Genomic DNA, 26,061 nt, shown 5'->3' with positions numbered 1-26,061 from the left:
ATGAGTAGAATTGTTATTGCCTTAGGTGGTAATGCTTTAGGAAATAATCCTGAAGAACAAAAAGAATTAGTTAAACTACCTGCTAGAAAAATTGCAGAATTAGTAAAAGCTGGCCACGAAGTTATTATTGGACATGGAAATGGCCCACAAGTTGGAATGATCTTTAATGGAATGTCTAAAGCGCATGAAGTTAATGAAAAAAGTCCTTTAATTCCACTTCCTGAAGCTGGAGCTATGAGCCAAGGTTACATTGGACTTCACATGCTAAATGCAACAACCAATGCATTTAAAGAATTAAATGTGGAAAAAGAAGTTATGTATATCTTAACCCAAACAATAGTTGATGCTAAAGATGCAGCATTCAAAAATCCTACAAAACCTATTGGTCCATTCTATGCAACTAAAGAAGAAGCAGAACAAATGAACCCAAATAGTGTAATTATTGAAGATGCTGGTAGAGGATATAGAAAAGTTGTTGCTTCACCTATTCCTCAAACATTTATTGGAATTAACCAAATTAAAAATGCTGTTGAAGCTGGTGCAACTGTTATCGTTGGTGGTGGTGGAGGTATCCCTACTGTCAAAGATGCTAAAGGCTATGTAACCCCAGTTGATGGTGTTATTGACAAAGACTTTGCACTTTCAAAAATCGCTGTTTTAGTTAAAGCTGACTACTTTGTTGTTTTAACAGCAGTTGACAATGTTATGGTGAATTACAAACAACCTAACCAAAAAGCTTTAAAACATGCTACAAAAGCTGAACTTGAACAATACATCAAAGAAAACCAATTCGCGCCTGGAAGTATGCTTCCTAAAGTTAAAGCTGCAATCAAATTTGTTGAAGAAGGTGGTAAAGCCGCTTTCATCGGTGATTTAAAAGATCTAGAAAACATCATTGCAGAAAAAACTGGTACAAAAGTTACCTTGAAATAAATTATATAAACAAAGAGATGTGGGATTTTCCCACATTTTTTTTGATTGTTTTAGTTGCCATAAAAGAGCAAAAAAAATGCATCAAAGTGATGCATCTATTATTTAAAAGAAGGATTTTATCATCCGTTTTTTCTAAAACTTCCTTCTTTACTTTGAACTAATACTCCTGTAGTATTTTTTAATGAATTTGCATAGTCAATAGCTTCTTTTTGTGTTCTAAAAGTTTTTAGAGCACGTTTTCCATTTTATTTTTTACTGCTCAACCATGTTCGTGGTTAACTACATAACGTGCAGGCATTCTAATAAAGCTCCTTATAACTTATTATTTAATTAGTACATTAAATAATATCACAAATTCAGTTAAATTAGACTATTTATAGTCATGGGTGTTGATAAAATCAATAATTTCATCTAGTTTTTGTAAATTATCAATCATAAAACCTGAGGAATTATGATGGCCACCACCACCAAAATGTTTAGCGACTTCAGAAACATTGTAGTATGTTCTTGATCTAATTCCACAACGATAATTACCTTGAACTCTTTTTAATATTACAAGCGAAACTTCACTATTGCTTAAGCTAACAAATTGTGCAACTAAGGGTCTAGCCAAGTCATTTGTTACAACTTTTTCAGATATTGCATATGTAACAATACCTTTAGTTTGCATATTTTTACATACGTCAAAAATTTGTTGGGCTTCATTTTTATTAAGTTGCATTTTAGCTAAAAGTTCAGAATATTTTAAACCCTTAGACATCAAAAATGACATCATATCAAAAGTTTCAGCACTTATATTTCTTTCTGAAAAATATTCAGTATCAGTAATTATTGCAACTGCTAATCCCTCCAATGTAGTTTCATTAACTTTTAAATTTAAAGTTTTTATTAATAATGTAAGTAATTGTCCAGTCGCAGGTCAATAATCACCACCAATTTCAAACAATCATTTTTCTTCTTCGGGGTGATGGTCAAATTTTAATGACTTTTCTGGAATTACACGTTTATCAAAAATTCGATTTTTAGTAGAAGTATCAACTACTACCTTTAACGATTTATCAAAGAAATTTTGTGATACTAAACTTATTGGTTTTTTAATTAAAAAGCTCAAATTTCTAGGATAATCACCGCCAGAAATTAAAACTTCTTTAACATTTGGACAATTTAAAGCAATAATTTCTTTAAAAGCAATTGCAGAACCCAAGGTATCTCCATCAGGTTCAACGTGAGTACATAAAGTTATATATTTAGCATTAGAAATGTAATTTCAAAAAGTTATAAATTTTTCTTTCAAGTTATTCATATTAATTAGTTGCATATCCTTCAAAATATTTAGAAACAGCTTTTCTCATTGATCTTCTTGCTATTTTCATTCTTTGAATGAAAAATGCTTTATTAATGACTTGTGCTGAATTTTTATATGTTTCTTTGTATGCTTGCGATGCTATTGTTTTAACATCTTTAGAAATTAATTTAATTTCATTACCAACATTTTTATTATATTGCTTCGTTTCATCTTTTAACATAAGATATTTATAATATGAAAGATTGTCATCTTTATTTTCTTTAAAGTATCTTAAAACACTTAATTTGTAATATGAAGATTCACAAATAACATATGTTGCTCATTTTCTTTCATAAACAAACGGAATTTTTCTAACTCTTGAAATGGCTAATGCCTTAATGTATCTTCTTTTATTGATTTGTCTTTTAATTCAATTATCTTGGCTAAGTCAATATCCAGTCATCAATTTCTTTCTTAATAGATTTGATATTTGTTCAATGATTAATAAGATAACAATTGTAAATAGCAAGTATGGTGCTAATCTGTTTCAATTTGAAAAGTCTGCCGAATAAATACTAATTTGATAACCAAAATCACTTGCACCAACAACACCTAGTACAACTGTTGTTTTAAAGTTAATTTCAATTCTATATAAGAAGTTTGATAATGCTTGGGGCATAATTTGTTTGAAAACACCAAGTTTAATTTTTTGTCATCAACTGCATCCTAATGAATCAAGTGATTGAAAGACCTTGTTTGGAATTTTTTCAATTGACTCATTAATTAATTTTCCAAGCATACCAACTGAGTGAAAACCTAATGCTAATGTACCAGCAAAGATTCTTGAATCTTTTGATAGTAATAAGAATAATGCTGCAAAAGTGAATGGTGGAATAGCTCTAAAAATAATAATTATGAATTTAAAAGGTAACGCTGTTCAAATTCCCATAATATTCTTTGACGCAAATAAACCAATAACTAAGGCCAAACCTAATCCTAATATTGAAGATGCTATTGCTAATCAAAGTGCATCAAATCCTAAAATAATTGGGTTTGTTCCTGGATTATTAAATATTGATCAATCAGGATGAAATAAATTCTTAATACCTATTTTAAATTGACTTAATTTAATACTATTTGCTAAAGATCAATCTACTTGAAAACTTGCAGCAATTATTAATGCAATGATCACAATTGCAAGCGAAATTTTTCAAATATAAGTCTTTGGTTTTTGCTTTTTTAATTGTTTAAGTTGTTCATTATATGGTAATTTGTCATCAATCTTTGGATGCTTAGGTGTTTTTTCTAAAAAATATTTTCTAACCAGAAAGTTTATTAATTCGAGCATAATCATAAAAGCAATTAATACTCAAATTACAATCGACATATGTGAAAATGTATTTTGACTATCACTATAATCTTGTAAAAGTTCACCAATTGTTGATATTCCAACAATTCCTAAAATTGCTGCAAATCTAACGACCATTTCAAATGAATAAAATCCATAAGAAAAAATTCTTTTGGTTAAATATGGAAAGATTGAATTCTTAAATGCAACAAATTTACCATTTCCAATAGCTTGTACACCGTAATATGATTTAACATCGTATGTGTCTAAATCTTCATATAATCATTTTGTCATTAAAGTAGACACAAATAATGCGATTGAAATTGTTGCTGATAGTTCTTTTGATAATAATAGAAAGAAAATATATGCAAAAACTACTGGCGGAATTGCTCTAATAATAGACATTATTGCTCTAAAAGGTCCATAAATCAAAGGAGATTTAATAAAGTTTTTAGAACTTAATAATGCAATTGGGATTGATATTAATATTCCCAGTATTGTTCCTAATATAGAAAATGCAATTGTTTTTCATAATAACTGTAAACTTAGAATAAAAGTATCTAGTGGAGTTCTAATTGCAGAACCAATATGTGCATTTACTTTTGTATCAAAAAAGTGAGACAATGATTTTCAAAAGTATCTACTTAATTGGAAATCGGGTTTAATTGCAATTATTAACAAAATAATTGCTAATGGTACAAAAATTCATGAAAATAATGCAAGTCAAGGGAATTTTTTAATTACTTTTTGTCCATTAATATCAGTAAATTTAGGACTAAAGTAATTTTTAATCTTTTGAAAAAAATATGTTGAAGAAATACTAATGCTTTGTTTTTTAACTATGTTATTTTGCATTTTGTCTTAACTTTTCTATTTTGTCAATATTTTCTTGTTGAATAGCTTTTCTTTTTCTTCTTGTTTCTTCAAATTGTTGAGCATCAAATTGTTCTAGTTCTTCACCATAAATTTCTTTTAAGACATTTAAATTAACTTTATCTCAAGCACCATCAAAAATAACTCGACCTTTCTTAATGCCAATAATGCGGTCTGCATATTGCAATGCTAAATCGACATGATGTAAATTGGCTACAACTGTAATGTTATCCATTTTGTTTACAAGTAAAAATCCATCCATAACGCTTTTGGCCATAATAGGGTCTAAAGCACCAACAGGTTCATCAGCCAAAATAATTTTAGGTTTTTGAGCTAAAGTTCTTGCTAATGCAACACGTTGCATTTGACCGCCACTTAAATCTTTTGCTAAATCATAAGCATTTTCTAAAATATTAACTTTTGCAAGCGATTCATATGCAATTTCAACATCTGATTTTTTATAAATTCCAAAGAATGCTCTAAATTGATTCATCTGAGGCAATCTTGCAGCTAACACATTTTGTAAAACTGAAACATTTTCAACAAGGTTATAACCTTGAAAGACAATACCAATTTTGGTTCTAAACTCTCTAAGTTTTTTACCTTTTAGAGAATTTACAACAAAAGGACCGACATTTAATGCGCCGGAACTTATGTCATTAATTTTGTTAATTGTTTTAATAAGTGTAGTTTTGCCAGCTCCTGATAAACCAATTACTGCAACAAATTCTCCTTGGCTGATTTTTAAATTGACATCAATTAATCCTCTAGTTCCATTGGGATAAACTTTGTTGGCATTAATTCATTCAATTGGTCAATCCTGAGTAGCAAGTTCACTTATTGTTTGTTTTTTATGTTTTAATTTTTCTTCTTTATTATTAGTTTTTGTAGGAGTAATTGTTTTCATTTTAATTATTTATTATTTGGCAATATTGTCAAATGATTTAAAACCTTCAAAGTGCTCTCTAAATCATTTTTCTGGATAAACGTATGATGCAGAAGAAGTTTTGCCAGTATGTCCATAAACAACATATTTTTTAACATCATCTCATTTTAATTTTCAATTAGAACCTTGTTTTTCAATTGCTTCAAGGATCAATTTTGCAATTTCTGAATCTCTTCTTGCATAGATATATGATCTATAAAATCCTACTGGAGGAAGATCTTGACCTGATTGTGTAAGTGTATCAACATGAGATTTAAATTCAGATGTATAACCTTCAGCAGCAGCTTGTGGGTTTTTAGATTTGTCTTTATTAATATATAATTCTTTACCTTGGTTGCCCTTATTAAATTCTAAGTAATTGTTTAATGCATTAATTAATGTCTTTTCATCATTGAACTGAGGTTCAGCAGGGTTTGTAGTGCTCTTGTAAGGGTCAATGATTTGTACATTTCTACCAGCTTGTAAAATGAAATTAGACTTTCCACTTTTTTCAGCTCAAGTGTTAACTGGTAAGAAAGCTAAATCTTGTGCTTTAGCATCTAATTGTTGTGCGGCTTGGTTGTAATCTGAAGCAACAGTTATTTCAAGATTTGTGATACCAATTGAAGCAAAATAAGCAGTTAATTTTTGAGTTGCGTCTTTTACTAAAGTAGGATCTGATGAAGGTATAAATCTTATTTTAAATTTTGGTGAGCCAGCCTTAACAGTAACTTTGCCTTGAGCATCCATTTCAAAATAATCTGATCCAGATTGAGGGGTTTCTGAATAGGCGTTTTTGGTAGCACCATCAACGTTATACCTGATTTTTGCATCTCTTGCAACAACAGAATAATCATCATGGTTATAGATTTTGAAAATACTTTGTGTTTTACCCTTACTATCAACATAAGTTAAATTTTTATCTTGCTTTTTAGCAGCTTCTTTAACAACATTTTTTAGTAATGTTTGGATAGCTTTAATATCGCCATCTTTCAAGCCTGCTCTTGCTTGAACTCCATCATTCGAAATATAGTCAGTTGAACCAACTGCAATTAAATCTTTAGCATATTCTTTAGCAAAAGTTCTAGCATCAGCTCAAGCGCCAGCCATTGTAATACTCTTATTTGCTAATTTAGACATTTGGTCAGCATAACCTTGTGTAGCTTGAACTTCACCTTGTGGGTCTTTAACACAACTTGCAGCTAGTGCAGGGATAGATAAAATTGGTGCAATAGATGCGACAAATAAAGTTGAAAATAACATTTTGCGATGTTTTGTCATTGTTTTTTCTCTCGTTTCCTTTATATAATTTTTAATTTTTATATGCATTTAGCTATGCATAACATAATTTTAATATATTTGCCATTTTAACTTTTCAAAAATGCAAAAAAATGTTACTTTTTTGGTCAAGTAACATAACTACTCATTAAGGATACAAAAAAATTAAGAATTTGCTATTCTGTACAATAAAATTCCGCATGCAACTGAAACATTCAAAGATTGAACACTACCTTTTTGTTCAATATAAACAAGTTCATCTGAATGTTTAATTAAAGTGTTAGAAATTCCTTTTTCTTCATTACCTATAATTAAACAAGTTGGAGCATTAAATTTAACTTCGTTTAGAGTTTTTGCTTTTTCATTTAAGACTGAAGCATAAATTCAAAAACCTAGTTCTTTTAAATTGCTAATAGTATCAAATAAACTTGCAACTTTGATGATTTTTAGATTATTAAAACCACCTGATGATGTTTTTAGAACAGTTGGTGTTACTTCGCAAGCTCTATCTTTTGGAATAATAATATGAGTAACATTAAATGCATTTGCAGTTCTTAAAATTGCTCCAAAATTTTGTGGGTCTTGAATATGATCCAAAATTAATACAATGTTTGGTTTGTCTTTTTGAATATTGCCAAAATCAAAATACTTATATTCTTCAATTTCAGCAATATAACCTTGATGATTTCCATTAACTAATTTATTAAGTTGCATATTGTCACAATATATGATTGGCAAATTAGTATTTTGCAACTTAATATTTTTACTTAAATAAAGTTTTTTAATTGGAAAGTTATTTTTAATAGTATCTAAAACAGAATTTTTGCCAAAAATAAATTTATTCATTATATTAATTTTCTTTCTATTAATTTTGTTCTTAATTTATCTGCTTCTTCATAATTTTTTTCGTTAACTTTTTCTTTTCATTGTTGATAAAGTTTTTTATTATCAGTTGTAATTTTCTTGTTAATAAATGCAAAACCTAACATACGTAAAGTTTCAAAAAAAGTACCTTTTTGATTTTTATCTTTAGAAAGAACTATAAATTCTTTAAAAGCTTTTGCAAAATCTAACTTACTTGTGTATACTGCAATTTCATTAACTTTGTTATAGTTAATTTCTAAATGTTCGTTTTCAAGTTGTGATTTATTTCAAATTCCGATAAATTTATTAATTAATGTTTCATTTGCATTAAAAATTTCATCAGTTGCATTAATAGGTTTGGCATAGTTTGATGAAAATAATAATAAACGATAGGAATCAGCAGAATATTTTGCTAAATAATCATGCGGATAAATAATATTTCCAATTGATTTTGACATCTTTTGATTTTTATAATTTAATGTGCCAAAATGAAGTCATTGCTTTGCGATTTCTTTGTTGTGAATAGCAAAATGTTGAATATTTTCATTTTCATGGTGTGGAAAAATCAAATCAATTCCACCACCATGAGCATCTAAAGTTTCACCATTAAAATATTTATCAATAAAACAACTACATTCAGTATGTCAACCTGGTCTTCCCAAACCAAAAGGTGAATCATATTTAACGCCAATTTTTGTTTCTTTCCATAATGCAAAATCAGCAGGATGTTTTTTTAATGAACTATTATCCTCTAATTCATCATAAATTAAATTATCAAGCTTTTGATGACTTATTTTGCCATATTCGTCTTTTAAAGACATAATGTCAAAATAAACATTTCCATTGATTTTATATGCATGTTTTTTGTCAATAATTTTTTGAATATAATTATATAAATCTTGCAAATGCTCTGTTACTCTAACAATTTTTGTTGGTTTTTCAATATTAAAATTATTTAGTTGTTCTAAATAATATTTTTCATATTTTTTTGCAATTTCTTCTTCAGTTTTGTGTTCTTCAATTGCTTTATTAATAATTTTGTCATCAATATCCGTAATGTTGTGTAAGAAATAAACATCTTCTTTTAAATATCTTAAAGCTCTTATCATTAAATCAAAAGTTAAAATTGGCCTTAAATTGCCAATATGAGGTGTATTATAAACAGTCGGTCCACATAGGTAGTATTTTTTCATGATTAACTATTATATATAAATTTGCTATAATTGAGATTATGAAAACAACAAAAGATATTATTATTGCTTCTTTAAAAGAAGCACTTCAAAAAAATAAATGAAATAAACAAGTTATCTTAACTGAATCAAAACAATATGGAGATTATTCAACAAACTTAGCGTTAACTTTACAAAAAGATTTAGGCAAATCTGCAATGGATATTGCAAAAATTATTAAAAATAGTATTGACTTAAAAAAATACAAAGAAATTGCAAAAATTGAAGTAGCAGCTCCCGGCTTTATTAATTTTTGAGTAACCTCGAATGTAATGGCCGATTCTATTAACGAAATTATTAAAAAAGGTGACCATTACGGTGATGTAAAAGATAAAAATAAAGGAAAAATTAATGTTGAATTTGTTTCAGCAAATCCAACCGGATTTTTACATATGGGACATGCAAGAAATGCTGCTATTGGTGCAACATTAGCTAATGTTTTAGAAAAAGCAGGACATCCTGTAACTAGAGAATATTGAGTTAACGACTATGGTAATCAAATGAATAAATTAGCAATTTCGTTATTTAGTAGATACCAACAAATTTTTAATAAAGATTATCCAATGCCTGAAGATGCTTATAGAGGCCAAGACATTGTTTATTTTGCTAATGAATTTTATAAAGAATATAAAGACAAATATAAAAATGTTGAATACACACCTGAAATTCAAACATTTTTTAGAAACTATGGAAGAGAAATTGCATTAAAAAATATTGCAATTGATATGAAACGTTTTGGAACTTGATTTGATTTATATACTTCAGAAAAAGAACTTTATGAAAAAGGTGGAGTTTGACCTGCAATTAAAAAACTTAAAACCACTTATGTAAAAGATGGCGCTACTTGACTTGCAACCACCAAAGGTGGCAAAGATGATAAAGATAGAGTAATTATTAAATCAAATGGTGATTCGACATATGTTTGTGCCGATATTGCTTATCATGCACAAAAATTTGACCAATTAAATGATCCAAAAAACGGGAAAATCATTGATATTTGAGGAGCAGACCATTCAGGTTATGTAGAACGTGTTAAATTTGCTTTTGAAGATTTAGGTTATCGTCGTGACCAAATGGAAGTTGTTTTATTTCAATTATTACGTGTAATGAAAAATGGTAAAGAATATAAGATGTCAAAACGTTTAGGAACATCACTTACCATAAGAGATATGATGGACATTGTTGGAAAAGATGCATTACGTTTCTTTTTAATTGAACGTTCATATAATTCAAAAATTGATTTTGATATTGAAAAAGTTAAAAAAACTGACGAAACAAACCCAATGTATATCATTAAATATGCACATGCTCGTTGTGTTCAACTTTTAGAAAAAACAACTTTTAAAGATCCTAAAGCAACAAAATTTGATAATGAATATGAACAAAAATTAATTAATGAACTTTTAGAATATCCTGATTTAATTTTAACAATGGCAAAATCTTATAAAGTTAATTTATTACCACCTTATTTATTAAAATTATCTGGTGCATTTAATTCATTTTATTCAAATACAAAAGTTATTGGTTCAGAAAATGAAGAAAGTTTAGTTGCTTTAGTTAAAGCTACCAAAATTGTTTTAGCTAATGGTATGAAACTTATGGATTTAGATATCCCTAATAAGATGTAGTTAAAATATTTTTAATTATTTGTATGTCACATTTTGCATTATATGCAAGGTGGCATTTTTTATCTCCTAAAAAGAATTTTTTTGTGTGAAAAAACGTTAATTTTTCTCTATATTAGTCGTTTTTTTTTTTTTTTCTAAAATGAATACACTTAAATTAAGGAGAATGTTATGGATATTTCCAAAAAAAAGAAAACGGCCATTATCCTAGGAGCTAGTGCTGCTGTTTTAGCAACATCTGCAATTATTACAGGTATTGTGTATAGTAAGATGAATCGTCAAAAGCCTATTGACGATGATCAAAAGATTATTGATGCTGGTATTTCACAAGATGACAATATCAACCAAAAACCAAGTAGCTGAGATTCAAAAACTGAAGAAAAATTTAACAAACTTGTTAAATATGCCGAAGCATTGACTAGAGCTTTAAAAACATCTTCTGCTAATGCTAGAAAATCAATGAGTGTTCAAAATCTTAAAAATGAAATAGAAAGACTAAAAAATCTAATTGACAAAGCTGAAAAAGTTATGCCTATTTTAGATGAGTCTATTACTAACTTAGAAAAATATAAAGTTAAAAAAGATAAACTTACCGAAGTTAGAAATGAACTTAATAAAGCATTAAACGATGCCAAAGATGCATTAGACTTTGCTAACCTAGCATACAACAAAATGATTAATAATAAATCATTAATGCAATCAAAAATTAATGAACTTATCAAGTTAATTGATGAAACTATTAAAAAATCACAATCTGCAGTTTATCAAAAACAAATAAAAAGTTTTATTGATAAATTAACCGATTGTAATAATGTTGGTGAAAATTTTGTGAAAGATGCTGAAAGATTAAATTTAGAAACCGAAAAAACTAATCTAATTGCTGCAATTAAACGTTCAAAAGCAGAAATTAAACGTTTAGAAGAATTATTGAAAAATCCTCAAAGTGAAGAGCAAAAGAAAGAAGCATTAAAAAAAGCCATTGAACAATTTGAAAAAGATGTCAATGAAATTGTTGCTAAAGTTGATACAACAACTGATTTAGAAGATATGAAAGATCTTTCTAAGCAAATTGATGAACTTAAGAGTTTAGGTAAAGATTATAAAAATGATGCTGAACAACTTGGATTAAATGATGAAGCTAACAAAGTAAATGAAGCAATTAAGAAATTAGAAGATGCAAAAACTAAAATAGAACAAAAAATTGCACAAAAAGAACAAGAAGTTGATAAGTTAAAGAAGGATGTTAAAAAACTTTTAGAAGATTTAGATGTTGCAATGGGCGAATGTATCAACGCTAAAACTATTGATGAATTTGATGCTGCAATTTCAAAATTAGCGAAACTTATTGCTGATGGTGAAACTTTACTTACAAAAACCAAAGAAGCAAAATTAGTTGATGAAACTTCTGAACTTGAAACTAAATTAGAAAGAGCTAAAAAAGTTTTAGAACAAACTAAAGAAAAACGTGATGCAAAATCCAAAATTGTTGATGAATGAAAAACAAAAATTAATGATGAAATTAATGCATTAAAAGCAAAAGTTGATGCAACCAAAAATGTTAATACAATTGCAACACTAGAACCTGCATTGAAAGAATTAGAAAATGCAATTAACCATGCAAATGGTATTTTAAGTGATGCAAATAATTTTGAAGAAAAAACAAAAATTCAAGCTGAAATTAATCAACTAACACAAGCAATTGCTGATGCTAATGCTGAAAAACAAACATCAGCCCAAAGACTTGAACAACTAAAAAATATAAATGCTGAATTAGTAAGAAAAACTAACGAAGCTATTCAAAAAGCAAATGCAGCAATTGAAGAAGCGAAAAACAATCAAAATAGTGATGACAAATCAAAATTAGAAACCATTATTGCCAACTTAAATGATGCTAAAACTCAATTGGATACAACAAAAACCGAAGTTAGTCAAGAATCTTCACTTGTAAAACAAATTGAAGACAAAACAACCGAAGTTAATGAATGAATTACAAAAATTTCAGACCAAAAACAAAAGGTTGAACAAAAAGAAGCAGAAATTGCACAAAAGAAACAAGAAATTAATAACCAAATTAAAGAATTAAATAAAAAGCAAAAAGATCTTGAAAATGTAGCTAAAGGAAATGACAAAGAAAAAATAAATGATGCAATCAAAAAACTTGAAGAAGAAATTGATAAAGCTAAAAAATTGCATGATGATAATAAAAATGAACCAAAGCTTAATGAAGATAATCAAAGACTTCAAGATAAAATTGATGAGGCTAAGCACAAAATTGACGATGTAAAAGCTGCTGAAGAATTAAAAGACAAACAAGAAAAGGCTAAAGAACAAGTTAAAAAAGCAGAAGAAGATCTTGAAAAAGCTAAGAAAAAAGCAGAAGATGAACTTGCTAAACCTGACCCTGATCTTAATAAACTAGAAGAAGCCAAAAAAGATTTAGATAAGGCAATTGAAGATGCTAAAAAAGCAGAACAAGCTGCCGAAGATGCTAAATTAGATGATAAAAAACAAGAAATTCATGAAAAGATTGATGATGCTAAACAAACTCAAAAGAATTTAAATGATAAGATAGATGAAATTAATAAAAAGAATTTGAATGCTATTAAAAAGAGAATCAATGATAGTATTGATGACTTGCAAAATGCAATAAATGATGCAAATTCTGCTATAAGTGACACTCATAATCTTGAAAAAGTTAATGCTGCATTAGGAAAAATAACAACTTCAATTACTAATGCAAATGATGTAAAACAAGATGTTGAAGCACATAAGGATCAATATTTAACTGAATTTAATAAATTGCAAAGTAAAATTGAAGAAGCTATTCAAAAGCAAAGCACATTACAAACTCAAAAAACAAACATTGAAAAAGAACGTGCTAAAGCAGACGAAGAATTTAACAAATTTAAAGAAAAAGTTAACAAAATAATTAGTGATTATGAAGCAAATAATACAACATCAGCTGCTGTAAGAAAATCAATTCAAGATTTAGAACAAGCCACACTAGATGCAAATGTTTTAGAATCTAAAACTCAAATTATTGCTTACAATGCGTTGCTTGCAAAAATTTCAATTCTTAAATCTACAATTTCAACTAATTTAGCAAAAATGAGACTTAAATTATCTCAATTAGAAGAAGCAGAACAAAAGGAAGAAGATAGAATTAATCAAATAAAAGCTGAAGTTAATACTATGATTTCTAATCTTAATAGTGGAATACATGAAGTTGAAAAAGAACATACTACATCAACTTCATTACGATCAGATATATCTGCTTTAGAATCAATAATAGAATTAGCAAAAAAATTATTGCTAAAAACTGATACAAGTCCAAAACTTTCAACTGAAAAAACAAATTTAAATAATAAAATAATTGAAGCTAATGCCGCTATTAAAAATGCTAATATCAAAAAACAACAATTAATAGAACAAGAAAACGCTATTCAAGAACTAGAAGATTTTTCAAATAACGTTACTTTAACTGTAAATGATAGGAATAGATTAGCATCAACAGTTTCACCTTCAGAATTAACATTAAATCAAACTAATACAAACTATGAAGTTAAATATGATAGTTGATTGAATCCAAATGATAAAGAAGGAAAATTAGAAGTCGAAGTTACAATTAAACACAAAAAATATCCAAAAATAAATAAAACTTATTTCTTGAAAATCTTTGATTTCAAGAAAACTTTCGAAATTCCTGAAATAACATCTAATTTTGAAGAATATCTAGATTTTAAAAAACATCCGGAAAACATGTTAAAAGACACTTTATTATCAAAAATAAATAAATTTAAAAATAAAACTATCGATGAAAATAAAAAAATATTTAATGAATTATTTAAGTTTAAAAATATTTTACCTTCTAATGTTGAATTCGATTATTTATCTTTAAATAATGATGGGTATAATGTTTCAATGAAATTTAAAGGAAGATCTATAGTTTCGCGCGATAGAGAAGGAACATTACATTATGACGATTTTGTCCAAGAAAAACAAATTAATTTAGAAAAACTAAATGACATAATTAAATGAGAAAATACTAGATATATTGCATATAGAGGATTTATGGCTGGAAATAAATATGTTTATCATGCAAATGATATGAATAATGAAATACATATTGATAAAGTGAAAGAAAAATTTAAAGACAAAATTTTAACCACTTCTTTAATTGAAGAAACATTAAATTGATTAGTACCAATATCTAAAAAATGAAGAGATATTTGCAAAGCATTATTTGATGAAAATAAAAATTCAGCAGGGTGATTACACGGTGTTTATCCTTCGCTTTCAGCAAGACCGTTCAATGCTTATAATGAAAAATAAATTGAATATTTATTTTAGACCAGGAATGATTTATTTCCTGGTTATTTTATATTTTGCTTAATATATAAAAATTTATTTATCATCATTGGAAAATAGCGAGAACTTGAAATTTATTTTTTTCTTTAGTAAATTAAATACGAAAAAACGAAAATAATAAAATTCATGAAAATTTTCTTAAATAATTTTTTTATTAAAAAAAGATAGTTCTAACTATCTAATTTTAATTAATCTAAATCATATAATGTGTGTAAGAAAAATTCTTTTAGTTTTTTACGTTTTTGTGGATGTTTTAATTTTCTAATAATTTTGGTTTCCATTTGACGGATTTTTTCTTTAGTTTTACCATATTCAATTGCTAATTCATCTAACGTATGTGGTCTATAAGGATTTCCATTTTTGTCTTTACCAAAGCCAAATCTTTTCTTAATTAATTCTTTATCAGCATCTTCTAATGCATCATCAAGCATTTCATTTAATATGCTTGATAATTCCTCATGCGAAGCATAATCTGTTGGACTCATAACTGATTCATCTTTAACAAAATCAGAGAAACTTGAATTTTCTTCTTTTCCAATGTTTTTATCAAGACTTATAGGATCAATATTTATTTTTCTTATATACCTAACTTTTGCAGCGGTAAAATCATTTCCATATTTTTGAGCAATTTCTTCATCGGTAGCAGGGCGACCAAATTCTTGTTGTAATTCTCTTTCGATTTTAAGAATTTTATTAATTGTTTTAACCATGTGGACCGGGACCCTAATTGTCCTTGCTTGATCAGCAACAGCTCTTGTAATTGCTTGACGAATTCATCATGTTGCATATGTTGAAAATTTAAACCCTTTGTAATAATCATATTTAGAAACAGCTTTCATTATCCCGAAATTACCTTCAGATATTAAATCAATAAAGCTTAAACCTCTATTTTTATATCTTTTAGCATTATTAAGTTTCTTTTAACTAGCATATCTCTTGCACGTTTAAACTTGTAATAATTATTAGCATTTTCAGCTTCTTCCATTTTTATTGCTAAATCTCTTTCTTCTTTAGGAGTAAGTAATTTACCATATTTACCAATTCAACGCATATATCATTTAACAATATCATTAGTTTCAGTCAATTTATTTGTTAATTTGTCTGTTTTAAGAGACAATTCATTATCGTCTATGTATCATAATTTCTCAATAATGCATCAGCATCAAAATCATCATCTTCATCTATTTCCATTTATTAACATAATCATCAGTTTCTGATGTTTCTAAATCTTCATCTGCTTCATCAATTTCATTTAATTTACGTGAACTATCATCAAATTCTTCGTCAATATCAATTTCTTTATCGTCATTTTCTTCATCAAAGTCTTGCATTTTTGATTCATCAAAATCTTCATCTTCATCAAAGTTTTTAAGATCTTCATTATCAAATTCTTCTTGTTTATTTTTATTTGTTTTAGATTTCTTATTTATCGTATCAAAAAAATCAGTTTCAGAAATATCATCATCATCTCCAAAATCAACATCATTATTTAAAAATTTTAAATCAAATAATTTATTGAAAATAGTATCAGCACTATCTTCATCAATAAAAACTTTTTTCTTATCCAAAAGTTCCTATATTTCTTCTTGAGAAAATGTTTTATTTTTTCTCTTTTTTGATTCTTTTTTAATTAGTTCAATTATTGCATTAATTGAATTTTCGATTTCATTATTTTCTTTTTTAGATTTGTCTAGAGTAGCTTTTGTGATTTTTTTTGTTTTAGTTATATCTTTTTCTTTTTTATTCATTTTAATTCCTTAATTATTTAATTTAAAAATTTTAAATAATGATGTTGATTTTGGAGATGATGATGATATTTCTGAAACTGATTTTTTTGATACGATAAATAAGAAATCTAAAACAAATAAAAATAAACAAGAAGAATTTGATAATGAAGATCTTAAAAACTTTGATGAAGATGAAGATTTTGATGAATCAAAAATGCAAGACTTTGATGAAGAAAATGACGATAAAGAAATTGATATTGACGAAGAATTTGATGATAGTTCACGTAAATTAAATGAAATTGATGAAGCAGATGAAGATTTAGAAACATCAGAAACTGATGATTATGTTAATAAATGGAAATAGATGAAGATGATGATTTTGATGCTGATGCATTATTGAGAAATTATGATACATAGACGATAATGAATTGTCTCTTAAAACAGACAAATTAACAAATAAATTGACTGAAACTAATGATATTGTTAAATGATATATGCGTTGAATTGGTAAATATGGTAAATTACTTACTCCTAAAGAAGAAAGAGATTTAGCAATAAAAATGGAAGAAGCTGAAAATGCTAATAATTATTACAAGTTTAAACGTGCAAGAGATATGCTAGTTAAAAGAAACTTAATAATGCTAAAAGATATAAAAATAGAGGTTTAAGCTTTATTGATTTAATATCTGAAGGTAATTTCGGGATAATGAAAGCTGTTTCTAAATATGATTATTACAAAGGGTTTAAATTTTCAACATATGCAACATGATGAATTCGTCAAGCAATTACAAGAGCTGTTGCTGATCAAGCAAGGACAATTAGGGTCCCGGTCCACATGGTTAAAACAATTAATAAAATTCTTAAAATCGAAAGAGAATTACAACAAGAATTTGGTCGCCCTGCTACCGATGAAGAAATTGCTCAAAAATATGGAAATGATTTTACCGCTGCAAAAGTTAGGTATATAAGAAAAATAAATATTGATCCTATAAGTCTTGATAAAAACATTGGAAAAGAAGAAAATTCAAGTTTCTCTGATTTTGTTAAAGATGAATCAGTTATGAGTCCAACAGATTATGCTTCGCATGAGGAATTATCAAGCATATTAAATGAAATGCTTGATGATGCATTAGAAGATGCTGATAAAGAATTAATTAAGAAAAGATTTGGCTTTGGTAAAGACAAAAATGGAAATCCTTATAGACCACATACGTTAGATGAATTAGCAATTGAATATGGTAAAACTAAAGAAAAAATCCGTCAAATGGAAACCAAAATTATTAGAAAATTAAAACATCCACAAAAACGTAAAAAACTAAAAGAATTTTTCTTACACACATTATATGATTTAGATTAATTAAAATTAGATAGTTAGAACTATCTTTTTTTAATAAAAAAATTATTTAAGAAAATTTTCATGAATTTTATTATTTTCGTTTTTTCGTATTTAATTTACTAAAGAAAAAAATAAATTTCAAGTTCTCGCTATTTTCCAATGATGATAAATAAATTTTTATATATTAAGCAAAATATAAAATAACCAGGAAATAAATCATTCCTGGTCTAAAATAAATATTCAATTTATTTTTCATTATAAGCATTGAACGGTCTTGCTGAAAGCGAAGGATAAACACCGTGTACTCACCCTGCTGAATTTTTATTTTCATCAAATAATGCTTTGCAAATATCTCTTCATTTTTTAGATATTGGTACTAATCAATTTAATGTTTCTTCAATTAAAGAAGTGGTTAAAATTTTGTCTTTAAATTTTTCTTTCACTTTATCAATATGTATTTCATTATTCATATCATTTACATAATAAACATATTTATTTCCAGCCATAAATCCTCTATATGCAATATATCTAGTATTTTCTCATTTAATTATGTCATTTAGTTTTTCTAAATTAATTTGTTTTTCTTGGACAAAATCGTCATAATGTAATGTTCCTTCTCTATCGCGCGAAACTATAGATCTTCCTTTAAATTTCATTGAAACATTATACCCATCATTATTTAAAGATAAATAATCGAATTCAACATTAGAAGGTAAAATATTTTTAAACTTAAATAATTCATTAAATATTTTTTTATTTTCATCGATAGTTTTATTTTTAAATTTATTTATTTTTGATAATAAAGTGTCTTTTAACATGTTTTCCGGATGTTTTTTAAAATCTAGATATTCTTCAAAATTAGATGTTATTTCAGGAATTTCGAAAGTTTTCTTGAAATCAAAGATTTTCAAGAAATAAGTTTTATTTATTTTTGGATATTTTTTGTGTTTAATTGTAACTTCGACTTCTAATTTTCCTTCTTTATCATTTGGATTCAATCAACTATCATATTTAACTTCATAGTTTGTATTAGTTTGATTTAATGTTAATTCTGAAGGTGAAACTGTTGATGCTAATCTATTCCTATCATTTACAGTTAAAGTAACGTTATTTGAAAAATCTTCTAGTTCTTGAATAGCGTTTTCTTGTTCTATTAATTGTTGTTTTTTGATATTAGCATTTTTAATAGCGGCATTAGCTTCAATTATTTTATTATTTAAATTTGTTTTTTCAGTTGAAAGTTTTGGACTTGTATCAGTTTTTAGCAATAATTTTTTTGCTAATTCTATTATTGATTCTAAAGCAGATATATCTGATCGTAATGAAGTTGATGTAGTATGTTCTTTTTCAACTTCATGTATTCCACTATTAAGATTAGAAATCATAGTATTAACTTCAGCTTTTATTTGATTAATTCTATCTTCTTCCTTTTGTTCTGCTTCTTCTAATTGAGATAATTTAAGTCTCATTTTTGCTAAATTAGTTGAAATTGTAGATTTAAGAATTGAAATCTTTGCAAGCAATGCATTGTAAGCAATAACTTGAGTTTTAGATTCTAAAACATTTGCATCTAGTGTGGCTTGTTCTAAATCTTGAATTGATTTTTTTACAGCAGCTGATGTTGTATTATTTGCTTCGTAATCACTAATTATTTTGTTAACTTTTTCTTTAAATTTGTTAAATTCTTCATCTGCTTTAGCACGTTCTTTCTCGATGTTTGTTTTTTGAGTTTGTAATGTGCTTTGCTTTTGAATAGCTTCTTCAATTTTACTTTGCAATTTATTAAATTCAGTTAAATATTGTTCCTTATGTGCCTCAACATCTTGTTTTACATCATTTGCATTAGTAATTGAAGTTGTTATTTTTCCTAATGCAGCATTCACTTTTTCAAGATTATGAGTGTCACTTATAGCAGAATTTGCATCATTTATTGCATTTTGCAAGTCGCTAACAGTATCATTGATTCTCTTTTTAATAGCATTTAAATTTTTCTTATTAATTTCATCAATTTTATCTTGAAGTTTTTGATTATCTTCATTAAGTTTTGGTTCATTTTTATTATCATCATGCAATTTCTTAGCTTTATCAATTTCCTCTTCAAGTTTTTTAATTGCCTCATTGATTTTATTTTTGTCGCCATCTTTTGAAGCTTCTTCAAGAGCTTTTTGTTTCTTATCTAATTCTTTGATTTGAGCATCAATATCTTGTTTCTTTTGTGCAATTTCTGCTTCTTTTTGTTCAACCTTTTGTTTTTGGTCTGAAATTTTTGTAATTCATTCATTAACTTCGGTTGTTTTGTCTTCAATTTGTTTTACAAGTGAAGATTCTTGACTAACTTCGGTTTTTGTTGTATCCAATTGAGTTTTAGCATCATTTAAGTTGGCAATAATGGTTTCTAATTTTGATTTGTCATCACTATTTTGATTGTTTTTCGCTTCTTCAATTGCTGCATTTGCTTTTTGAATAGCTTCGTTAGTTTTTCTTACTAATTCAGCATTTATATTTTTTAGTTGTTCAAGTCTTTGGGCTGATGTTTGTTTTTCAGCATTAGCATCAGCAATTGCTTGTGTTAGTTGATTAATTTCAGCTTGAATTTTTGTTTTTTCTTCAAAATTATTTGCATCACTTAAAATACCATTTGCATGGTTAATTGCATTTTCTAATTCTTTCAATGCAGGTTCTAGTGTTGCAATTGTATTAGCATTTTTGGTTGCATCAACTTTTGCTTTTAATGCATTAATTTCATCATTAATTTTTGTTTTTCATTCATCAACAATTTTGGATTTTGCATCACGTTTTTCTTTAGTTTGTTCTAAAACTTTTTTAGCTCTTTCTAATTTAGTTTCAAGTTCAGAAGTTTCATCAACTAATTTTGCTTCTTTGGTTTTTGTAAGTAAAGTTTCACCATCAGCAATAAGTTTCGCTAATTTTGAAATTGCAGCATCAAATTCATCAATAGTTTTAGCATTGATACATTCGCCCATTGCAACATCTAAATCTTTTAAAAGTTTTTTAACATCTTTCTTTAATTTATCAACTTCTTGTTCTTTTTGTGTAATTTTTTGTTCTATTTTAGTTTTTGCATCTTCTAATTTTTTAATTGCTTTATTTACTTTGTTAGCTTCATCATTTAATCCAAGTTGTTCAGCATCATTTTTATAATCTTTACCTAAATTCTTAAGTTCATCAATTTGTTTAGAAAGATCTTTCATATCTTCTAAATCAGTTGTTGTATCAACTTTAGCAGCAATTTCATTGACATCTTTTTCAAATTGTTCAATAGCTTTCTTTAATGCTTCTTTCTTTTGCTCTTCACTTTGAGGATTTTTCAATAATTCTTCTAAACGTTTAATTTCTGCTTTTGAACGTTCAATTGCAGCAATTAAATTAGTCTTTTCGGTTTCTAAATTTAATCTTTCAGCATCTTTTACAAAACCATCACCAACTGTATTACAATCGGTTAATTTATCAATAAAACTCTTAATTTGTTTTTGATAAACTGCAAATTGTGATTTCTTAATAGTTTCATCAATTAACTTGATAAGTTCATTAATTTTTGATTGCATTAATGATTTATTATTAATCATTTTGTTGTATGCTAGGTTAGCAAAGTCTAATGCATCTTTGGCATCATTTAATGCTTTATTAAGTTCATTTCTAACTTCGGTAAGTTTATCTTTTTTAACTTTATATTTTTCTAAGTTAGTGATAGACTCATCTAAAATAGGCATAGTTTTTTCAGCTTTGTCAATTAGATTTTTTAGTCTTTCTATTTCATTTTTAAGATTTTGAACACTCATTGATTTTCTAGCATTAGCAGAAGATGCTTTTAAAGCTCTAGTTAATGCTTCAGCATATTTAACAAGTTTATTAAACTTTTCTTCAGTTTTTGAATCTCAGCTACTTGGTTTTTGGTTGATATTGTCATCTTGTGAAATACCAGCATCAATAATCTTTTGATCATCATCAATAGGTTTTTGACGATTCATCTTACTATACACAATACCTGTAATAATTGCAGACGTTGCTAAAACAGCAGCACTAGCTCCTAGGATAATGGCTGTTTTCTTCTTTTTGGAAATATCCATAACATTCTCCTTAATTTAAGTGTATTCATTTTAGCAAAACAAAAAGAAAATGACCGTTATAGTAAGCCATTTGAGATATTTCACACAAAAAAATGCTTTTTAAGGAATAAAAAATGCTACATAATGTTTTAATGTAGCAAATTTATTAGTCTTTAAATAAGTTTTTAGGTAAAAAACCGCTTAATTAATAAGTACAACTTATTAAGAAAAGAAACTTAGTATGTATGTTCAGTGATGTTTAAACTATCAGCAACGATAAACTTATCACCTTTTTTGATGTTGAATTTTTCTAATGCAACCTTAGCATTTGCATGATTTTCTTTAATTTTTAATCTAATTGTTTCAGAATGTTGTTCACAAAAAATACCTGAAGTAATACCATATTGATTTGTTAATTTATCGCTATGAACAATACCTATAATAAAAGCATTTGGACGGTATTTTGAAAGTTCTTTTAAAAGCTGACCTGTGTGTGATAACACAATAGCATATTTGTATTTACCATCTTTTAATTTTTTAGCAATTTCATATGCAATTTTTAATCTAGAATCTGCATCTTTAGCAACTGCTTGCAATTGTTCGCTATAGAATAATTCATTGTAATATTCAAGTTCAGCTCTTTGTGCAATTTTAGCCATAGTTTGAACAGCATTAACTGGATAAAGCCCACTTGCGCTTTCGCCTGATAGCATTGTTGAATCAGCACCAAGTTCAACAGCGTAATAAACATCTGTTACTTCGGCACGAGTTGGTAATGGACTTTTTTCCATTGAGTCTAACATTTGTGTTGCAACAATAACTTGTTTGCCTGCTAAACGACATTTTCTAATAATTCTCTTTTGATAGTAAGGTACATCATAAAATGGTATTTCTAACCCTAAATCACCTCTTGCGACCATAATTGCATCAGAAGATTCAATTATTTCATCAATATTATCAATTCCGGTTTTTGATTCAATTTTTGAACAAATTTGAATATGTTCGGCATTATTTTCTTTGAGAATTTGTCTAATTTCATTAACATTTTTTGCTGAATTTACAAATGATGCAGCAATGATATCAATTCCATAATTAATTCCTCATAAAATATCTTTTTTATCCTTCTGTCCTAAAAAAGGCAATGAGAATTCAACTCCAGGTATATTTACTCTTTTATTCGTTTTAAGAAAATGTGAGTTTTGTGTTTCAACAATCACAGCATTTTCTTTAATTTCTTTAACAATAGTAACCAATTTACCATCATCAAGCAAGACTTTGTCATTTTTATGAACATCTTTATCCATACAATATGAAACAGTTATTGTTTTTTCATCACCTATTAAATTTTTATAACTATCTTCATCAGTTTTAATTGTTAAAATAGTGTTTGCTTTAATTTCACAAACATCATTTTTCATTTTTCCAGCTCTGATTTCAGGACCTTTAGTATCTAGCATTAAAGAAAGTGGAACTTCTAATTCTTTTGAAACTTGTCTTGTCAGATCATAAACTTGTTTATGTGTTTGTTCATTACCATGAGAAAAATTAACCCTAATTGTTGAAACACCAGCTTTAACTAAATTAGTTAATGTTTCATGATTGTTTGAAGAAGGACCAATTGTCGCAACAATCTTGGTTCTAAGTTCATTAAATTTAATCATTATTGCTCCTTAAAAATATTAAAAAAACTTCTAATAAAATAATAGCACAATATTGTTATATACGAAACCCATGCAACTTAAAATTAACAATGTTAGGCAAAATAAATGTTAAAATGTTTTGCTAAATTAATTTTAGATAGTTGCAAAAATAAAATGCTAGGTATGTACTCTGTTTTAGCTAATTTTTCAATGTTACGTCTAGTTCAAAACGTAACTAAATTATAGGTGAAATTTGAAATTGCCATCTTGTCGATACATGCTTGATTTACATATTTATAAGTATTTGTATTATAATTTTATGGTTTACTATTTTTTAGTAACTATTATATTGAGGAGATATAATGTCAAAATTTAAATTTAATCGAATTTTTTTAATTATCACCGACGGTTTAGGAATTGGCTATGAACCCAGACAAGAAGAATTTGGTGATAAAGGAGCAAATAGTTTTTTACATGCTTCTGAAGTTTTGCCATTAAACATTCCTAATTGAACAAAATTAGGTATTACTGAAGTTGCACAAATAGCTGGACATGTTGCAAGAAACAAGCATCCATTAGCATATGTTGGCAAAATTTATGAACAATCAAATGCTAAAGACACATTAACAGGTCATTGAGAAATGATGGGAATTTTTACAAAAATCCCATGTCCATTATTTATTGATCATGGATTTCCCAAAGAATTGATTGATGAACTTTCAAAAGCATTTGATGGTAGAAAGATTATTGGTAATAGGCATGCATCAGGAATGCAAATTTTGGAAGAATTAGGCCATCAACATATGGAAAAAGGAGATATGATTGTTTATACTTCCCCAGACTCTACTTTGCAAATTTGCGGAGACGAAAAAACCTTAGGTATTGAAAAGTTAAATGAATATGCTAAAAAAGCAAGGGCAATTTGTTCATCAAGACCAGAGTGAAATATTGCAAGAGTTATTTCAAGGCCATTTGTTTTTGAAGATGGAAAATTTATTCGTACATTTAATCGTCATGATTTTGCAATTAAACCAACTGCACATCTTTTGCTAGAAGATTTGCAAAAAGCTCATATCGAAACAATCGGTGTCGGAAAAATTCATGATATTTTTTCAGGTATTGGTATTGATAAAGTATATGGCCCGGCATCTGATAACGAAAATATGGATATTGCAATTGATATTGCATCTTCAAAGTCACAAAATCAACTTATTTTTGTTAATTTAGTACAATTTGACAGTCATTTTGGGCACCGTAGAGATGCATATGGGTATAGTCAAAATATTTCAAATTTAGATGTTAAATTAGGAAAATTAATTAACGCAATGAAAGAAGATGATTTACTAATTATGACTTCAGACCATGGCAATGATCCAACATTCAAAGGTGCAGATCATACAAGAGAAGCATTGCCATTAACAATTTATTCAAAACTATTTAAACAACCTCATGTTTTAAAAACACCTTTAAAAGGGCTTGGAACTGTTGGCAATATTATTGCAAGAAACTTTAATGTTCCTTTAGTTTCAACCGGTGAAGATATTTTTGATGAGCTAATATAGTTTAAGGAAAGAATATGAAAGAAACAAATATTATTAGGTCAAAACAGCATATGAAAATGTCGATTTCAAGAAAAGTTTCACTTTGATGTGGAATTTTTATTATTAGCATTATTGCAATTTCTTTAATTAACGATTTATTATTTTATGATACTGCATTAAATGATGGAACATTATTGTTATTTAAGAAAAATTTGTCAATTGCTGAAAAAGCAGATTTAAAAAACGGTTTGATTAGTTTTTCTATGAGATTTACTTATTTAACAGTTCATATTAATGTTTTTATCGGTGCGGCGTTAATCAATTATGCGGTGAATAAGAAATTTCAAATTTTTGCTAGAAGGTTGAATTTTGCAATTACCTTATTCATTGTTGGTGTTGTGATTTATTGAATTTTTATTAGCATGGAATTACATAATCGTTTTAATAAAATGTCAGATGAAACTAAAAAATTTCATGAGTATTTACATGTCTTTGTATCTCATGGGTTAACCTTAATTATTGGCCTTGCGGGTTATGGCTTTGCAAAGCAAGATTTAGTTATGGTTAAAAAAGACGTTTGATATTCAACAATTTATGTTGCATTTTATATTATTTGCTATTTAATTATGTTTAGCATGTTATTTTCTAAAGCATATAATGGTACTGTTGGGACTTATGAACAAAAAATGGAAGCCGGGCATGATGCAACAAGATATTTATACCGTTTCATTGATCCAACTAGACCTTTATTTATGCAAAATCCAATTAAAGATGTTTCAAACAAACTATTGTGGACTAAGGCAATATTATTAGATATATTATTATTTGGAACATTGATTTTATCAACTCCTTTAACACAATTTTGCTTGCAAAAATTTTTACATATTAAAACATTTGCAAATGAAAAAGAATATCGTGAATTTAGAAATAATTTTAATAAATTGCAAAAACCTTATTTATCAATTTGTGAAGTTAAAAAAGAGTTAGAAGAATTTCAATATAATAAATAATATTAAGGAAGA

The 26,061-nt window shown here is 27.1% G+C and carries 17 protein-coding genes and 2 pseudogenes; 7 read left to right on the top strand and 12 right to left on the bottom strand.

Features of this window, described 5'->3' with window-relative positions; all coding sequences use genetic code 4:
* Window positions 1–933, top strand: coding sequence for a carbamate kinase (arcC, locus tag EXC60_RS01595; RefSeq protein ID WP_024544247.1), 933 nt, complete (start codon window positions 1–3; stop codon window positions 931–933).
* 116 nt (window positions 934–1,049) lie between these two features.
* Here arcC and EXC60_RS06385 read toward each other — a convergent pair whose 3' ends face one another.
* The 7 genes from EXC60_RS06385 to cysS form a co-directional block, all read right to left on the bottom strand.
* On the bottom strand, window positions 1,050–1,133 hold the full coding sequence (locus EXC60_RS06385; RefSeq protein ID WP_232612561.1) for a hypothetical protein: 84 nt from the start codon (window positions 1,131–1,133) through the stop codon (window positions 1,050–1,052).
* Window positions 1,134–1,303: 170 nt separating this feature from the next.
* Complete coding sequence (locus EXC60_RS06380) at window positions 1,304–2,236, bottom strand: DHH family phosphoesterase (protein ID WP_036456592.1); 933 nt, start codon at window positions 2,234–2,236, stop codon at window positions 1,304–1,306.
* Window position 2,237: 1 nt separating this feature from the next.
* Entirely contained in the window at window positions 2,238–4,421 is a 2,184-nt protein-coding gene (locus EXC60_RS06375) for a PhnE/PtxC family ABC transporter permease (RefSeq protein WP_024544245.1), read from the bottom strand.
* Window positions 4,411–5,346: a phosphonate ABC transporter ATP-binding protein gene (gene phnC / locus EXC60_RS01575; protein ID WP_084522413.1), complete on the bottom strand. Its 936-nt coding sequence runs from the start codon at window positions 5,344–5,346 to the stop codon at window positions 4,411–4,413. Before phnC ends, EXC60_RS06375 begins: the two co-directional genes overlap by 11 nt.
* Window positions 5,347–5,358: 12 nt before the next feature.
* Window positions 5,359–6,645, bottom strand: a complete 1,287-nt coding sequence (locus tag EXC60_RS06370) for a lipoprotein (RefSeq protein ID WP_024544243.1) — start codon at window positions 6,643–6,645, stop codon at window positions 5,359–5,361.
* Between the two features lie 162 nt (window positions 6,646–6,807).
* Complete coding sequence (gene rlmB, locus EXC60_RS01565; protein ID WP_129619885.1) at window positions 6,808–7,488, bottom strand: 23S rRNA (guanosine(2251)-2'-O)-methyltransferase RlmB; 681 nt, start codon at window positions 7,486–7,488, stop codon at window positions 6,808–6,810.
* Window positions 7,488–8,699, bottom strand: coding sequence for a cysteine--tRNA ligase (gene cysS / locus EXC60_RS01560; protein ID WP_024544241.1), 1,212 nt, complete (start codon window positions 8,697–8,699; stop codon window positions 7,488–7,490). Before cysS ends, rlmB begins: the two co-directional genes overlap by 1 nt.
* A 38-nt stretch (window positions 8,700–8,737) precedes the next feature.
* On the opposite strand from cysS, the gene argS reads away from it, so the two are divergent.
* Both argS and EXC60_RS06365 read left to right on the top strand, forming a co-directional pair.
* Window positions 8,738–10,363, top strand: coding sequence for an arginine--tRNA ligase (argS, locus tag EXC60_RS01555; protein ID WP_024544240.1), 1,626 nt, complete (start codon window positions 8,738–8,740; stop codon window positions 10,361–10,363).
* Between the two features lie 168 nt (window positions 10,364–10,531).
* Window positions 10,532–14,692: a lipoprotein 17-related variable surface protein gene (locus EXC60_RS06365; RefSeq protein ID WP_129619883.1), complete on the top strand. Its 4,161-nt coding sequence runs from the start codon at window positions 10,532–10,534 to the stop codon at window positions 14,690–14,692.
* A gap of 224 nt (window positions 14,693–14,916) precedes the next feature.
* Here EXC60_RS06365 and EXC60_RS01545 read toward each other — a convergent pair.
* From EXC60_RS01545 to EXC60_RS01535, 3 genes and pseudogenes are all read right to left on the bottom strand, one after another.
* Window positions 14,917–15,845 (bottom strand): annotated as a pseudogene (locus EXC60_RS01545) (RNA polymerase sigma factor); the annotation flags it as partial.
* 64 nt (window positions 15,846–15,909) lie between these two features.
* On the bottom strand, window positions 15,910–16,296 hold the full coding sequence (locus EXC60_RS01540; protein WP_129619882.1) for a hypothetical protein: 387 nt from the start codon (window positions 16,294–16,296) through the stop codon (window positions 15,910–15,912).
* Window positions 16,297–16,302: 6 nt separating this feature from the next.
* On the bottom strand, window positions 16,303–16,476 hold the full coding sequence (locus EXC60_RS01535) for a hypothetical protein (protein WP_165283163.1): 174 nt from the start codon (window positions 16,474–16,476) through the stop codon (window positions 16,303–16,305).
* 193 nt (window positions 16,477–16,669) lie between these two features.
* Between EXC60_RS01535 and EXC60_RS01530 the strand changes: the two genes are divergently transcribed.
* Together EXC60_RS01530 and EXC60_RS01525 are read left to right on the top strand one after the other, a co-directional pair.
* Window positions 16,670–16,819 (top strand): hypothetical protein, encoded by a 150-nt coding sequence (locus EXC60_RS01530; RefSeq protein WP_165283162.1) that lies wholly within the window; start codon window positions 16,670–16,672, stop codon window positions 16,817–16,819.
* A 64-nt stretch (window positions 16,820–16,883) separates the two neighbouring features.
* A pseudogene (locus EXC60_RS01525) lies at window positions 16,884–17,812 on the top strand (RNA polymerase sigma factor); the annotation flags it as partial.
* A gap of 224 nt (window positions 17,813–18,036) precedes the next feature.
* On the opposite strand, the gene EXC60_RS06350 reads toward EXC60_RS01525, so the two are convergent.
* Window positions 18,037–21,879 (bottom strand): coiled-coil domain-containing protein, encoded by a 3,843-nt coding sequence (locus EXC60_RS06350; RefSeq protein ID WP_129619880.1) that lies wholly within the window; start codon window positions 21,877–21,879, stop codon window positions 18,037–18,039.
* 215 nt (window positions 21,880–22,094) lie between these two features.
* The gene (gene pyk, locus EXC60_RS01515) at window positions 22,095–23,516 is read right to left on the bottom strand and encodes a pyruvate kinase (RefSeq protein WP_024544381.1); all 1,422 of its coding nucleotides are present in this window, start codon (window positions 23,514–23,516) and stop codon (window positions 22,095–22,097) included.
* A gap of 344 nt (window positions 23,517–23,860) precedes the next feature.
* Between pyk and EXC60_RS01510 the strand changes: the two genes are divergently transcribed.
* Together EXC60_RS01510 and EXC60_RS06345 are read left to right on the top strand one after the other, a co-directional pair.
* Window positions 23,861–25,060, top strand: a complete 1,200-nt coding sequence (locus tag EXC60_RS01510) for a phosphopentomutase (protein WP_024544382.1) — start codon at window positions 23,861–23,863, stop codon at window positions 25,058–25,060.
* 14 nt (window positions 25,061–25,074) lie between these two features.
* Complete coding sequence (locus EXC60_RS06345) at window positions 25,075–26,049, top strand: hypothetical protein (protein ID WP_024544383.1); 975 nt, start codon at window positions 25,075–25,077, stop codon at window positions 26,047–26,049.
* Window positions 26,050–26,061 lie beyond the last annotated feature (12 nt).

This window comes from Metamycoplasma salivarium, from assembly GCF_900660445.2.
GTDB lineage: Bacteria > Bacillota_I > Bacilli_A > Mycoplasmatales > Metamycoplasmataceae > Metamycoplasma > Metamycoplasma salivarium.
The sequence above is the reverse complement of the archived record's forward strand: the minus strand, read 5'-3'. Positions and strand labels throughout refer to the sequence as shown.